Source organism: Achromobacter sp. FW305-C-30-7 (assembly GCF_058783105.1).
This window is the reverse complement of the sequence record NZ_JBYSYI010000001.1, coordinates 470,364-483,707: the sequence shown is the minus strand read 5'-3', so window position 1 is coordinate 483,707 and position 13,344 is coordinate 470,364. Positions and strand designations below refer to the sequence as shown.

The following is a 13,344-nucleotide window of genomic DNA, read 5'->3' as shown; positions in this document are numbered from 1 at the left end:
GCGCCGGGGAGAGATCTTTCTCGTTACCGCGGCGCCTTACAGCTTCAGGTCTTCCGGCTTGATCGCGCGGGTGTACTCATCGTCGACCGTGACCACCTTGCCGTCGATCCAGCGCACCAGGCGGAAATCCTTCACCGACAGCGCTTCGTGGTTCTCCGCGGTGAACGGCTTCTCGTAGGTCTTGATGACACCCTTGGCCTGAGCCAGGTTCTGCAGCGCGGCCTGCACGGCCTCGCCTTCGGTCGACTTGGCTTGTTCCATCGCGGCGGCGATGAGCTTGACCGAGTCATACGCCTGCGCGGCCATGACGTAGGTCGGCACGCGGCCATCGCGCTTCATCAGCGTGTCGTACAACGCCTTGGACTGGGGCGAGGAGTCCTCGGTGATCGACGCCGTGAAGATCATCTTGCTGGCCAGCTCCGGGCCGGCAATACGCAGGAACGGCGAGCTCAGGTTGGCCCAGGAGGCCAGCGTGGTCGGGAAGTAGCTGATCTTTTCCAGGCTGCGCATGACGTGCGCATTGGAGTCCGCCAGCGCGTAGACGATCAGCGTGTCGGCGCCCGAACTCTTGATCTTGTTCAGCTGCGACGACATGTCCGTGTCCTTGGGACCGAACTTCTCGTTGGCCACGGGCGTGATCTTGTGCAGGGCCAGGATCTCGACCGCATCCTTGGCGCCTTGCTGGCCGTAGCCGGTGGTGTCGGCAATGATGGCGACCTTGCCGTTCTTGCTGGCGCGCGCGGCATAGGCCGCCAGCAGCGCAATCTGGTCGCGGTCGCGCATGGAGACGCGGAACACGTAGTTCGGCGGCGACTTCGCGTAGCGGCCGGTGATGTCGGTGGCAGTGGCCACCGGCGAGATCGTCGGGATCTTCTTCTGCTGCACCAGGTGCAGCCAGGCCAGCATGTTGCCGGAGTTGACGCCGCCCAGCATGGCGTTGACCTTGACGTTGTCGACCAGCTCGTTGGTGTTCTGGATGGCCTTGGGAGGCGCGCCCACATCGTCGCGTTCGACGATGACGACCTTCTTGCCCAGCACGCCGCCGGCCGCGTTCAACTCATCGGCCGCCTGACGCGCGCCAGCCAGCGCGGAAATGCCGAAGTCCGCCGAACCGGTGGCCGACATGTCGCTGTTGAAGCCGATCTTGATGTCGTCGGCCAGCGCGGCGCCGCTGGCGCCCACAAGCGCCGCCGCCATCAGCAGGGACTTCATCGTCTTGGGAAAATGCTTGAAGTACATCTTGTCTCCTTCTGGATCACTCTGGTGACCGCTGATTGGCAATTCAGGATTGTTTGATGAGGTCGGCGGCCTTGTTGCCGATCATCATGGTGGCCGCGCAGATGTTGGCCGACGGCATGGCTGGCATCACCGAAGAATCGATGACGCGCAGATTGGCGATGCCGTGCACCCGCAGCTGGGGGTCGACCACCGCATACTTGTCATCAGCCTGGCCCATGCGGGCCGTGCCGTTGACGTGATAGGACGACACGCCATAGCGGCGCGCGAAGTCCAGCAATTCGGAATCGGATTCGCATAGCGGGCCGGGCAGGACTTCGCTGTCGAAATACGGCGACAGGGCCTGCGAACGCAGCAGTTGACGAGCCAGGCGGATGCCGCGCACCAACGTCATCTGGTCGCGCTCGTTCTCCAGGTAATTGGCGAGGATCACGGGATCCTGCAGCGGATCCGCCGAGCGGATGTGCACCTGCCCGCGGCTCTCGGGCCGGTGCTGCCAGACGCCCGCGGTCATGCCGGGGAAGTCGTCCAGCATGCCCACATAGCCTTCCTTGTAGCTGGCGGGCGTGAACACACCTTGCAGGTCGGGCAGTGCCAGGTCCGGCGTGGACTTCCAGAAATAATGCAGCAGCGACGGGCTCAGCGCCATGATGCTGGGACGCTTCATCATCCAGCGACTGATCTGGCCGGCCAGGCTCAAGCCCTTGACCAGCTGGTTCATGGTCTGGCTGTTCTTCACGCGCGCCACGACCCGCACCGAGTAGTGATCGCTCAGGTTCTCGCCCACGCCCGGCAGGTCGCGGACCACGTCGATGTTGTGCTGGCGCAGCAATTCCGCCGGACCCAGGCCCGACAGCTGCAGCAGCTTGGGCGTGTTGATCGCGCCGCAGGATACGATCACCTCGCGGCGCGCGCGCACCGCGCGGACCCGTGAGGGATGAGCCGGATGGCAATAGGCCACGCCAGCGGCCTTGCCGCCGTCGAACAGGATGCGCGTCGCCTGCGCGTAGGTGCGCACTTCCAGGTTCTTGCGACCCATGGCCGGCTTGAGGAAGCACTTGGCCGTGCTCATGCGCCAGCCACGGTCGATTGTGCGCTGGAAGTAGCCCACGCCGGCCTGATCCGCGCCGTTGTAATCGGGATTGCGCGGAATGCCCTGCTCCACGGCGCCGGCGATGAAGGCCTCGCACAGCGGATGGATCCAGTCTATGTCCGTGACCGGCAGCTCGCCCTTGCGGCCGCGGTAGCGGTCGTCGCCGCCCACGCGCCGCTCCATGGACTTGAAGTACGGCAGCACCTCGTCATAGGACCAGCCGGTGTTGCCAAGCGCGGCCCAATGATCGAAGTCGGCCGCCTGGCCGCGGTTGTAGACCAGGCCGTTGATGGAGGTCGAACCACCCAGGGTGCGGCCCTGCGGAATCGGCACGCGCCGGCCATTGGTCTGCGCCGTACCCTCGCTGGAAAACTGCCAGGCGTACTTCTTGTTGAACACCGCCTTGATGAAACCAGCAGGAATGTGCAGATAGGGGCTGTGGTCCGGCGGGCCGGCCTCCAGCACGCAGACCGTGGAGCCGTCCGCGCTCAGGCGGTTGGCCAGAATGGAACCGGCCGCGCCGGATCCCACGATCACGTAATCGAATTGGTCCGCGTCGCGGAGAGAAGGCTGTGCTTGGCTCATGTCTGGATCCGCGTACGTCAGGGAATCGCGTTGAACGACTTGCCGGCAAGGCAGACGTACTTGATTTCCAGGAACTCCTCGATGCCGTACTTGGAGCCCTCGCGGCCCACGCCCGACTCCTTGATGCCGCCGAAAGGCCCGACCTCGTTGGATACGGCGCCGGTATTCACGCCGACAATGCCGTACTCCAGCCCTTCCATCATGCGCCAGACCCGTTCCAGGTTGGCGGTGTAGAAATACGCCGCCAGACCCGAGGCGCTGTCGTTGGCGCGCGCCAGCACCGCGGCTTCGGATTCGAAGGTGCTGATCCCCACCACCGGGCCGAAGATCTCCTCGTGCGCCAGTTCCATGGCGTCGGTGATGCCGGCAATCAGGGTCGGTTCATACAGCAAGGTTCCCGGCTCGCGCAGCTTGCCGCCCGCCAGGAGGCGCGCGCCGCGCGCGGTGGCGTCGTCCACCAGGCGCGCCACCTTGTCCACGGCGCGCTGGTCGATCAGCGGTCCTTGGGTGACGCCCTCTTCCAGCCCGCTGCCCACCTTCATGCGGCGCATTTCCGCCAGCAGCTTGTCATTGAAGGCGTCGGCGACGCTGGCATGGACGTAGACGCGGTTGGCGCACACGCAGGTCTGGCCGGCGTTGCGGAACTTGGACAGCACCAGGCCTTGCACGGCTTCGTCCAGATCGGCGTCCTCGAACACGATGAAGGGCGCGTTGCCGCCGAGTTCCAACGACAGCTTCTTGATGTTGGAAGCGCTTTGCTGCATCAGCAGGCGACCGGTCTGGGTTGACCCGGTGAAGGTCAGCTTGCGCACCGTCGGGTTCTGCGTCAATTCCGTGCCGATGGGCGCGGGGTCGCCGATGACCACGTTGAGAACGCCGGGCGGTATGCCGGCCTCCTCGCCCAGCCAGGCCAGCGCCAGCGCGGTAAACGGCGTCAGTTCGGACGGCTTGAGCACCACCGTGCAGCCGGCGGCCAGCGCCGGGCTGACCTTGCGCGTGACCAGGGCCGAAGGAAAGTTCCAGGCGATGATGGCGGCGCACACGCCCACAGGCTGGCGGATGGCCAGCATGCGCTGGTCGCCGCGGGTGTGGGGCAGCACGTCGCCATAGACGCGCTTGGCCTCTTCGGCGAACCATTCGACGAAGGACAGCGCGTAGTTGAGTTCGCCTCGGGCCTCGGCCAGCGGCTTGCCCTGTTCCAGGGTCAGCAGCAGCGCCAGGTCGTCGGCGTGCGCCTCGATCAGCGCATGCCACTTGCGCAGGATGGCGCCACGCTCTTTGCCCGTCTTGGCCCGCCAGGCCGGCAGCGCGTCATCGGCTGCCGCGATGGCGCGGGCGGTCTCGGCCTGGCCCAGGTTGGGTACCGTGCCCAGCACGCTTGCATCGAAAGGATTGCGCACCGTGATGGTGGCGCCATTGTCGGCGTCGCACCAGGTGCCGCCGATGTAGGCCTGCTGCCGCAGCAGCTGGCTATTCTGCAGATTCATTTGTCTCGCACTCCATCCATCATGCTCCGCACGGTCCACGCTGGGGGTCGGACGGAATTTTTTGGGGAGGATAGCCCCGGCGCCCGCCTGTGCAACAGCAGTCATTAGCGATGCCGCCATCGTCATCCGCGATGACAAACCCGTGCATGGCTACAATGAGCCATCTCGTCCGCTTTCCCGTCCGTCCCGCCATGCGCCTCGATCCCACCTCCCTCAAGCTATTCATCAGCGTGGTCGAGCAAGGCACCATCGCCGCGGCGGCCGAACACGAGCACATCGCCGCGGCGGCCATCAGCAAGCGGATCAGCGAACTGGAAGAGAACCTCAAGATCCGGCTGCTCATCCGCACCAACAAGGGCATCCGCCCCACGCCGGCCGGCATCGCGCTGTCCACCATGGCGCGGCGCGCCTTGCACGAACTCGATGAAATCTCGGTGCACATGCGCGATTACTCGCGCGGCCTGCGCGGCTTCATCCGGGTGCACGCCAATATTTCCGCGATAACCCAGTTCTTGCCCCAGGACATCAAGCTCTTCCTGAACGACTACCCCAACGTGCAGGTCGATCTGGAAGAGAAAATCACCTCGACCATCATCAAATCAGTGGCCGAAAACGCAGCCGATGTGGGCATCTTCTCGGGCACGGCGCCGGACCACGATGTAGAGATTCTTCCCTACCGGGAAGACACGCTCGCCCTGGTCGTGCCCGCCGACCACCCCCTGCAGGACAAGCCGGGCTTCCGCTTCGCCGAAGCGCTGGAACATGATTTCGTCGGCTTGCACCGCGGCAGCGCCATCAACCGCATCCTGTCCAACGCAGCCAGCGACGAAAAGCGAAACATCCAGCTCAAGGTGCAGGTCACCGGTTTTGACGCGTTGTGCTTCATGGTGAACTCGGGGCTGGGCATAGGCGTGCTGCCGCTGGACATCGCACGCCGCTACTCGGTCATGTTCGACATCCGCATCATTCCGCTGACCGAGGCCTGGGCGCGACGCCAGATCCAGATCTGCGTGCGCTCTTTCGACGCCCTGCCCACGGCCGCCAAGCTCTTCGTCAACCACCTGAGCAAGCGCCAGCCCTGAATTGGCGTGAGAGCCGCTCCCGACCTCGATTCCCGGGCAAAAAAAAGCGGAGACGGAATGACCGTCTCCGCTGCTGGCAGCGTGTGTTCCTGCGTCAGTACGTCATGCGCACGCCCAGCAGCACGCTGCGCCCGGGCAGCGGCGCCACCGTCGAAATAAAGGACGCGTGGTTGTAGGCCAGCTTGTTCAGCAGGTTGGTGCCGCGCAGGTAGACTTCATAACCCGTAGCGCCGTACTGGCCGCGATAGGCCACTACCGCATTGACCATGTTGTAGCCGGGCGTGCTTTCCTCGTAGGCGGCAATGTCCTTCTGCGCGAACACGCGGGCGTATTCGACGCCGCCCGACCACTGCTGCCACTTCATGTCGGCGCGCACGCCGGCGCGCGCCGCCGGGATGCGCGGCAGGTTGCCGTCGCCGCCAGTCAGCTTGCCGCGCACGTAGTCGCCGAACACGGCGGCCGAGAACACCGGGGTGAACTGGTGACGCAGTTCGCCTTCCACGCCCGTGAACTCCGCGTCGCGCTGGGTGTACTCGATCAGACGGAAGTCCTCGTAGCGATCCAGCGTGTTGGCGTAGATGTAGTTCTTCACGCGGTTGTGGAATACGCTGGCCGAGAACGTCGTGTCGCCCGAATGCTTGCGCAGGGTCAGGTCGATGTTGTGCGACGTCTCGCGGCCCAGGTTTGCATTGCCCAGCTCATACGTATTGGTGGCCAGGTGCACGCCATCCGCATACAGTTCCTGCGCGCTGGGCAAGCGCTGCGAGCGTGACAGTGACAGGGCCACCGAGTACTGCGGCGCGAAGTCCCAGATGGCTGCGGCCGACAAGGACGTGCCCGACAGACTGCTGCGCTGTGCGCCGCCGGTGGGCGAGATGCGTTGCCAGTCCTGCCGCGCGCCCAGTTCGAAGCGCCAGTCGTTCAATTGGTACTCCTCCAGCACGAACAGGCCATAGGAGCGCGTCTTGCTGCGCGGCAGGAAAGCCTCTTCGCCATCGGCGCGGAAATCACTGTAGGCGTTCTGCACGCCCACCACACCGCGCCAACCGGCGATGGGCTTGTGCTGCATTTCCACGCGCAGGTCGTAACCCTTGTTCTTGAAGCGCGTACCGACTTCGCCGCCTTCGATCTCGTCGTGCTGGTAGTCGGTCAAGCCGCCGCGCACGCGGATCTTCTCGAAGCCCGCGAACGGATCCTGGTACTCGGCGCGCAGGTCGAGGCGGTTGCTGCGCAGCTTCACGTAGGGCACGCCGCCATGCTCGTGCTCATGGTCGTGATCGTGACCCTCTTCGCCGTGACCATGGTCATGGCCGCCGCAATGCAGATGGGTGCCGTGCGGGTGGCAGCCTTCGTATTCGTGATTGTGTCCCGGCAGGCCGTACTTGCTTTCCAGATGCGTGAACGCCAGGCCGACGTAGCCGCGCGGCGTGATCCAGGACATGCCCACCGTGCCCTGCGTCGACTCGCTGTACGAGCCTTCCAGCTTGCCGCCAGGCCAGTCGGGCACGTCGTAGTCGCTGGTGCGGCGCTTCAAACCTTCCACGCGCACCGCGAACTGACCTTCACCGGCAGTGATGCCCACCGCCCCCGCGCGTTCCTTGGTGCCGGTGGCGCCGCGCAATTCGGCTTCGGCCTCGATGCCTTTTTCCGGCACTGCCGTCGGGATCTTCTTGTCCACCACATTGACCACGCCGCCGATGGCGCCGCCACCGTACAGCAGCGTGGCCGGGCCGCGCAGCACCTCGATGCGCTCGGCCAGCAACGGCTCCACGGTCACCGCGTGGTCCGGAGAAATGCTGGACGCGTCCATCACCTCGGAGCCGTCGGACAGCACCTTCACGCGCGGCGCCGTCTGTCCGCGGATCACGGGGCGGCTGGCGCCGCCACCGAAGGTGTCGCTATTGACCCCCGGCAGGTTCTTCAACGTGTCGCCCAGGGTGCCGTTGCGCTGTTCGACCAGCGCGTCGCCTTCCAGCACCGAGGCAGGCAGCGTGGTGCTGTTCAGGTCCAGGCCCAGCGGATTGGCGGATACCGTGATCGGCGCCAGGGTCTTGGCGGCTGCGCGTTCGGCCGCAGCCTCTTCTGCTTGCGCCGCGGGCGCGGCCAACATCAGCGCGCAGACCAAGGGTTTCAGCGCGCCCCGGCGGCCCGCCCGCACGGCGATCCGGCCACCGCGCTCCCTTTGCCGCCCCAGTTTCTTGCCATTCATCATCGCCCTCTTTTAAATGTTATAACGTACCAACCAATTGGCGAATGATATAACATTTCGAAAATGACGCAAGGCTGTGAGCTCAATGAAAGCCAGGTCGAGCCCTCATGGCCCTGCCCTGCTTGGGCGCGCGTATCATACGGCGATGGCGTTCCCTCGACTCCCGACTCATCCCACGCTGACCGACACGGTCGCCAAACGCCTGCTCGCCGAGATCGACGAAGGCCGCGTACCGCCCGGCGAAAAACTGCCCACCGAAAGCGCCCTGGCGGAACAGTTCGGTGTCAGCCGCACGGTCATACGCGAAGCGGTGTCACGCCTGCGGCAGGATGGCATCGTGGAGGCGCGGCAAGGTAGCGGCGTGTACGTCACCGGCCACGCCGGCAACCGCGCCCTGCGCATCGACGCCGCCGATCTTTCCTCGCTGGACGCGGTGCTGCATATCGTGGACCTGCGCCGCGCGCTGGAAACCGAGATCGCCGCGCAAGCCGCGGCAGTGCGCAAGAAGCAGGACATGGCCGAGATCGACGCCGCCCTGGCCGCCATTTCGCGGGCCGTTGAAAACGGCGGCGACGGCGTGCAGGAAGACGTGGCCTTCCACCGCAGCATCGCCCGCGCTACCGGCAACCCCTATTTCCTGACGACCCTGGCTTTCGTCAGCCAGTTCCTGGAAGCCGCCACGCGCGTCACGCGCGCCAACGAGGCCCGCCACGCCAACTTTATGCGGGCGGTGCTGCAGGAACATGTCGCCATCGTCGAAGCGATACGCAGCAAAGATGTGGCCGGCGCACGCGAGGCCGCCCGCATCCACATGGTGAATGCCGCCAGGCGGCTGAGCCAGGCGCACCGCTGAGCTAGGACAGCCGGCGCGGCAGCGCCGCGCATTGCCGCTCTGGACCGACAGGCACAGGTCGAAGCTGCGACAGCCGCCCTAGCCGAACGCCTTGATGAAGAAGTCCCGCGCGCCGAAGTTTCCCGACTTCAGCGCAATGCTGATGTCGCCTTGCGCCGCGAGCGCATGGCCGCAGCACCAAGGCACGCCGGGATCTATCTGCTCGCCGATGGCGATCTGTTCCAGCCCCAGCTCCTGCACCACCGCGCCCGAGGTTTCTCCGCCCGCCACGATCAACTGGCGCACGCCGCGTTCGACCAGCCCGACCGCGACGCGCGCAATGGCATCCTCGATCATGGCGCCCGCGCGCGCGGCGCCCAACGCACCCTGCGCCTGCCGCACCTGCTCGGGTTGCGCCGTGGAGTAGATCAGTACCGGGCCGAGGCGCAGGCGCGCATCGGCCCAGGCCAACGCCTGCGCCACGACGTCGTCGCCAGCCGCCAGCCGCAGCGGATCCAGCGCCAGCGCGGGCCGGCCGCTTTCGATGAACGCGGCCACCTGGCCATTGGTAGCCGCCGAGCAACTGCCCGCCACTACCGCCTGCATGCCCGGCACGCGCGGCTGTCCGGCGTGCGCGGAGGCGGGCGTCAAGCCCCAGTTGCGCGGCAGGCCGATAGCCACTCCCGAGCCCGCCGTCACCAGCGGCATGCCGGCAAGCGCTGGCCCCAGGGCCAGCAGGTCATCATTGGACACGGCATCCACGATGGCGATCTCGATCCCCTGAGTCTTCAACTCCTGGATGCAAGCGCGGATCGCCTCGCTGCCACGCGCAACAACGGCATGGTCGATCAGACCGACACGGCGCGTGGTCTGCGCGGACAACACGCGCACCAGGTTCGGATCAGTCATGGGCGTCAGCGGATGATGCTGCATGCCCGATTCGTTCAGCAGCACGTCGCCCGCAAACAGATAGCCCTTGAACACCGTGCGCTTGTTGTCCGGAAAAGCCGGCGTGGCGATGGTGAAATCCGTACCTAGCCGCTGCATCAGCGCATCGGCGACAGGCCCGATATTGCCTGCGGGCGTGCTGTCGAAGGTGGAGCAATACTTGAAGTAGATCTGTTCCGCGCCCTGCGCCCGCAGCCAGTCCAGCGCCGCCAGCGACTGCGCCACGGCCTCGGCCGCCGGCAAGGTGCGGGTCTTGAGCGCAACCACGACGGCATCAGCGCCGCCGCGCACGGGTTCGCCCGGTATGCCTATGGTCTGCACGGTGCGCATGCCGGCCCGCACCAGGTTGTTGGCCAGGTCGGTGGCGCCGGTGAAGTCGTCCGCGATGCAGCCCAGCTTGATGCTCATTTGGCCTCCGGCAGGGCAATCCCGGGAAATATCTTGATCACCGCGCTATCGTCCTCGCGGCCGTGGCCGGCGCTGGAGGCCTGCATGAACATCTGGTGCGCGGTGGACGCCAGCGGAAGAGGAAAGCGGGTATGCCTGGCGGTGTCCAGCACCAGGCCCAGGTCCTTGACGAAGATATCGACCGCGGACAGCGGCGTGTAGTCGCCCGCCAGCACATGGGCCATGCGGTTTTCGAACATCCAGCTATTGCCCGCGCTGTGCGTGATCACTTCATACAAGGCATCCGCGTCCACGCCTTCGCGCAGGCCCAATGCCATGGCTTCCGCCGCCGCGGCGATGTGCACGCCAGCCAGCAGCTGATTGATGATCTTGACCTTGCTGCCCGCGCCGGCGCGGTCGCCCAATCGGTAAACCTTGCCCGCCATGGATTCCAGCACCGGGCCGCAGGCTTCATAGGCGGCCGCGCGGCCTGCGGTCATCATGGTCATTTCGCCCGAGGCCGCGCGCGCGGCGCCGCCGGAGATGGGCGCATCCAGATACAGGATGCCCTGCGCTTCGAGCCTCGCCTCCAGCGCGATCGACCAGTTGGGATCCACGGTGGAGCACATCACGAACACCGCCCCCGGCCGCAGCGCGGCGGCAAGGCCGTCTTCGCCATACAGCACCGCCTCGGTCTGCTGGGCGTTGACGACCACGCTGATGACGATGTCGCAGGCGGCCGCCATGTCGGCCAGCGTGGCGCAGGCCACGCCGCCCTGCGCCGCGAATGCCGCGCCCGCCTCCTTGCGGATGTCGTACACATGCACATCGTGGCCTGCCCGGCGCAAGCTCTGCGCGATGCCTGCGCCCATGGCGCCCAGGCCGATGACGCCGACGCGGCGGGATGGTGTTTGAGAATTGCTCATATCGTTGGCGGTCCGGCTACGGTGGGAATGCACTGCGGCCCGCGCTCAGCGCGGCAGGTCGTCAGCCATGTAGGCGCGGATGATGTCCGCGAAATCGGCGTCGCCGCGCAGGCCCAGCTTTTCGGCGCGGGCCGTGTCCCAGCGGCCTGGCCAACTGCCCACGATGCGCTCGACGCGTTCATCAGGCTGCCAGCGGACGCGGTCGGCAACCTGGTCGCCGGCGACTTCGTGCAGCGCCTGCACCATTCCGGCCGCCGTAACCGACACGCCCGGCAGATTGATGGGCGCGCGATCCGCGACGGCGGCCGCGTCCAGTTCGCAGCCTGCGATCAACGCCTGGATCGCACCGCGCGGCGACAGCAACCACAGCCGCGTGTCAGCGCGCACCGGGCATGCCGCCTCCACGCCATTCAACGGTTCGCGGATGATGCCGCTGGCGAACGAGGAGGCCGCCGCGTTGGGCCGCCCCGGACGCACGCTGATGGTGGGCAGGCGCAGCACGCGCCCGTCCACGTAGCCGCGCCGCGTGTAGTCCGCCAGCAGCAGTTCGGCGATGGCTTTCTGCGTGCCATAGGACGATTGGGGATTGAGCGCGGTGTCGTCGCGCACGATGTCCGGCAGCGTACCGCCATATACCGCGACCGAACTGGTGAAGATCACCCGCGGCTGGTGGCCCAGGGCGCGGCAGGTCTCCAGCAGCGCGCGCGACGCGTCCAGGTTGATGCGCATGCCCAGGTCAAAATCCGCTTCGGCCTGGCCGCTGACGATGGCGGCCAGATGGAAGATCACGCGCGTGTCCGTGCCGATCGCTTGCCGCAGCACCGCGGGATCGGCGATGTCGCCGACCTGCGCATGAATGCGCGGATCGTCCGGCCCCGGAGCCTGCACCACGTCCAGCAGACCGATCTGAGTGATGGCTTCGGGCTTGCCCCCAACCAGGGTCAGCGTGCCGCGCTCCAACAGCCTGCGGGCCAGGCGCTGCCCCAGGAAGCCGGCGCCGCCGGTGATGAGTATCTTCATGTCGCGGTATGTCCCGTGTGTGTCAGGTAGGGCCGGGCCCAGCCCAGCCCGGCGGAGGTGCCGGCGCGAGGCCGGTACTCGCAGCCGATCCAGCCCGCGTAGCCCAGCGCATCGATCTGCTCGAACAGGTAGGGATAGTTCAGTTCGCCCAGATCCGGCTCATGGCGGTCCGGCACTCCCGCGATCTGGATGTGGCCAATGCCGGCCATGTCGCGCTTGAGCTTGACCGCGATATCGCCTTCCACGATCTGGCAGTGGTAGATGTCGAACTGCACCTTCAGGTTGTCCGCGCCAACCGCGGCGCAGATGGCTTGCGCCTCGTCCTGTCGGTTGAGGAAGAAGCCCGGGATATCGCGCGTGTTGATCGGTTCTATCAGCACCGTCACGCCGGCCGACGCAGCGGCGCGTGCGGCCCACGCCAGATTTTCCTGATAGACCGCGCGATGCGCGGCGCGGTCCTGCCCAGGCTGGATCAGTCCGGCCATCAGATGCAGCTTGCGGTTGCCGAGCGCGGCGGCATATTCCAAGGCCTGCTCGACCCCATGCCGGAATTCGCTTTCGCGGCCGGGCAGCGAGGCCGTGCCGCGCTCGCCTGCGGCCCAATCTCCCGGCGGCGCGTTGAACAGCGCCTGGCTCAACCCCTGTGCCTCCAGCCGCGTTTTGAGTTCGGCTGCCGGATACTCGTAGGGAAACAGGAACTCCACTGCCGCGAACCCGTCCCGCGCGGCCGCCTCGAATCGGTCCAGGAAGGGATGCTCGGTGTACATCATGCTGAGATTGGCGGCCAGGCGCGACATTGCAATTTCCAGGTTCAATAGCGCGCGCCGAACACGGCCCGCAGTTCGTCTATCGCCGCTGTGCTCAATGGCGCGGGCCGGGGATCGCTCATCAGCCAAAGACGGGCGGTTTCTTCCAGTTCTTCCAGCGCATAGGAGGCATGGGCTACAGAGCGCTCCCACACCACCGACCCAAGGCGCTCGAACAGCGCCCCGCGCACGTCGCCCGCCACCGCCGCGACCTCGGCTGCAGCTTGCGGATCGCCCGGGCGGCGATAGGGGATCAGCGGAATCCTGCCGACCTTCATGACCTGATAAGGCGTGATGGGCGGCAGCACTTCATCCGGCCGCCATACGCCCGCCAGCGTCAACGCCACCAGATGCGTGGAATGCGTGTGCACGATGCCGCGCGCGCCGGGACTGGCCTGGTAGATGCCGCGATGCAGTTCCAGCGTCTTGGACGGCTTGCTGCCCGACACATGCCTGCCCGCCGCGTCGACCTTGGACAGTTCGGCGGGGTCCAGTCGTCCGAGGCAGGCGTCGGTCGGCGTGATCAGCCAGCCGTCGTCCAGACGCGCGCTGATATTGCCGGCCGCACCCACGGTATAGCCACGGTCATAGAGGCTGGCGCCGACGGCGCAGATCTCGTCGCGGATGCGGGATTCCTCGGTCATGGCCGCCCACCGTCATGGCGACGGGTGGACTCGCATGGCACGGATGCTGCAGGCATGACGACCTTCCTCCAGAGTTCGAAGCCATAAGG

The 13,344-nt window shown here is 66.3% G+C and carries 11 protein-coding genes; 2 read left to right on the top strand and 9 right to left on the bottom strand.

What is annotated here, in order from left to right; all coding sequences use genetic code 11:
* Positions 1-36 precede the first annotated feature (36 nt).
* Genes AC3WOB_RS02335 through AC3WOB_RS02325 form a run of 3 tightly spaced genes read right to left on the bottom strand, consistent with a single transcriptional unit; the run spans position 37 to position 4,401 of the window.
* Positions 37-1,239, bottom strand: a complete 1,203-nt coding sequence (locus tag AC3WOB_RS02335; RefSeq protein WP_492274051.1) for an ABC transporter substrate-binding protein — start codon at positions 1,237-1,239, stop codon at positions 37-39.
* Between the two features lie 43 nt (positions 1,240-1,282).
* The gene (locus AC3WOB_RS02330) at positions 1,283-2,914 is read right to left on the bottom strand and encodes a GMC family oxidoreductase (RefSeq protein ID WP_492274050.1); all 1,632 of its coding nucleotides are present in this window, start codon (positions 2,912-2,914) and stop codon (positions 1,283-1,285) included.
* A gap of 17 nt (positions 2,915-2,931) precedes the next feature.
* Positions 2,932-4,401 (bottom strand): NAD-dependent succinate-semialdehyde dehydrogenase, encoded by a 1,470-nt coding sequence (locus tag AC3WOB_RS02325; RefSeq protein ID WP_492274049.1) that lies wholly within the window; start codon positions 4,399-4,401, stop codon positions 2,932-2,934.
* A 191-nt stretch (positions 4,402-4,592) separates the two neighbouring features.
* Between AC3WOB_RS02325 and AC3WOB_RS02320 the strand changes: the two genes are divergently transcribed.
* Positions 4,593-5,483 carry a LysR family transcriptional regulator gene (locus AC3WOB_RS02320; RefSeq protein WP_492274605.1) on the top strand — a complete coding sequence of 297 codons (891 nt, stop codon included), beginning with the start codon at positions 4,593-4,595 and terminating at the stop codon, positions 5,481-5,483.
* Between the two features lie 94 nt (positions 5,484-5,577).
* Here the strand turns inward: AC3WOB_RS02320 and AC3WOB_RS02315 are convergent, their stop codons facing one another.
* Positions 5,578-7,593 (bottom strand): TonB-dependent receptor domain-containing protein, encoded by a 2,016-nt coding sequence (locus AC3WOB_RS02315; protein ID WP_492274604.1) that lies wholly within the window; start codon positions 7,591-7,593, stop codon positions 5,578-5,580.
* A 244-nt stretch (positions 7,594-7,837) separates the two neighbouring features.
* Here AC3WOB_RS02315 and AC3WOB_RS02310 point away from each other — a divergent pair, with 244 nt between their 5' ends.
* The gene (locus tag AC3WOB_RS02310; protein WP_492274048.1) at positions 7,838-8,545 is read left to right on the top strand and encodes a FadR/GntR family transcriptional regulator; all 708 of its coding nucleotides are present in this window, start codon (positions 7,838-7,840) and stop codon (positions 8,543-8,545) included.
* A 78-nt stretch (positions 8,546-8,623) separates the two neighbouring features.
* Here AC3WOB_RS02310 and otnK read toward each other — a convergent pair whose 3' ends face one another.
* From otnK to otnC, 5 genes are read right to left on the bottom strand one after another with little or no spacing between them, the layout of a single operon-like run.
* On the bottom strand, positions 8,624-9,880 hold the full coding sequence (otnK, locus tag AC3WOB_RS02305; protein ID WP_492274047.1) for a 3-oxo-tetronate kinase: 1,257 nt from the start codon (positions 9,878-9,880) through the stop codon (positions 8,624-8,626).
* Positions 9,877-10,818 carry an L-threonate dehydrogenase gene (gene ltnD, locus AC3WOB_RS02300; protein WP_492274046.1) on the bottom strand — a complete coding sequence of 314 codons (942 nt, stop codon included), beginning with the start codon at positions 10,816-10,818 and terminating at the stop codon, positions 9,877-9,879. Before ltnD ends, otnK begins: the two co-directional genes overlap by 4 nt.
* A 12-nt stretch (positions 10,819-10,830) precedes the next feature.
* Positions 10,831-11,805: a D-erythronate dehydrogenase gene (denD, locus tag AC3WOB_RS02295; RefSeq protein ID WP_492274045.1), complete on the bottom strand. Its 975-nt coding sequence runs from the start codon at positions 11,803-11,805 to the stop codon at positions 10,831-10,833.
* Positions 11,802-12,602, bottom strand: a complete 801-nt coding sequence (gene otnI, locus AC3WOB_RS02290; RefSeq protein ID WP_492274044.1) for a 2-oxo-tetronate isomerase — start codon at positions 12,600-12,602, stop codon at positions 11,802-11,804. Before otnI ends, denD begins: the two co-directional genes overlap by 4 nt.
* A 14-nt stretch (positions 12,603-12,616) precedes the next feature.
* On the bottom strand, positions 12,617-13,255 hold the full coding sequence (gene otnC / locus AC3WOB_RS02285; RefSeq protein ID WP_013396588.1) for a 3-oxo-tetronate 4-phosphate decarboxylase: 639 nt from the start codon (positions 13,253-13,255) through the stop codon (positions 12,617-12,619).
* Positions 13,256-13,344 lie beyond the last annotated feature (89 nt).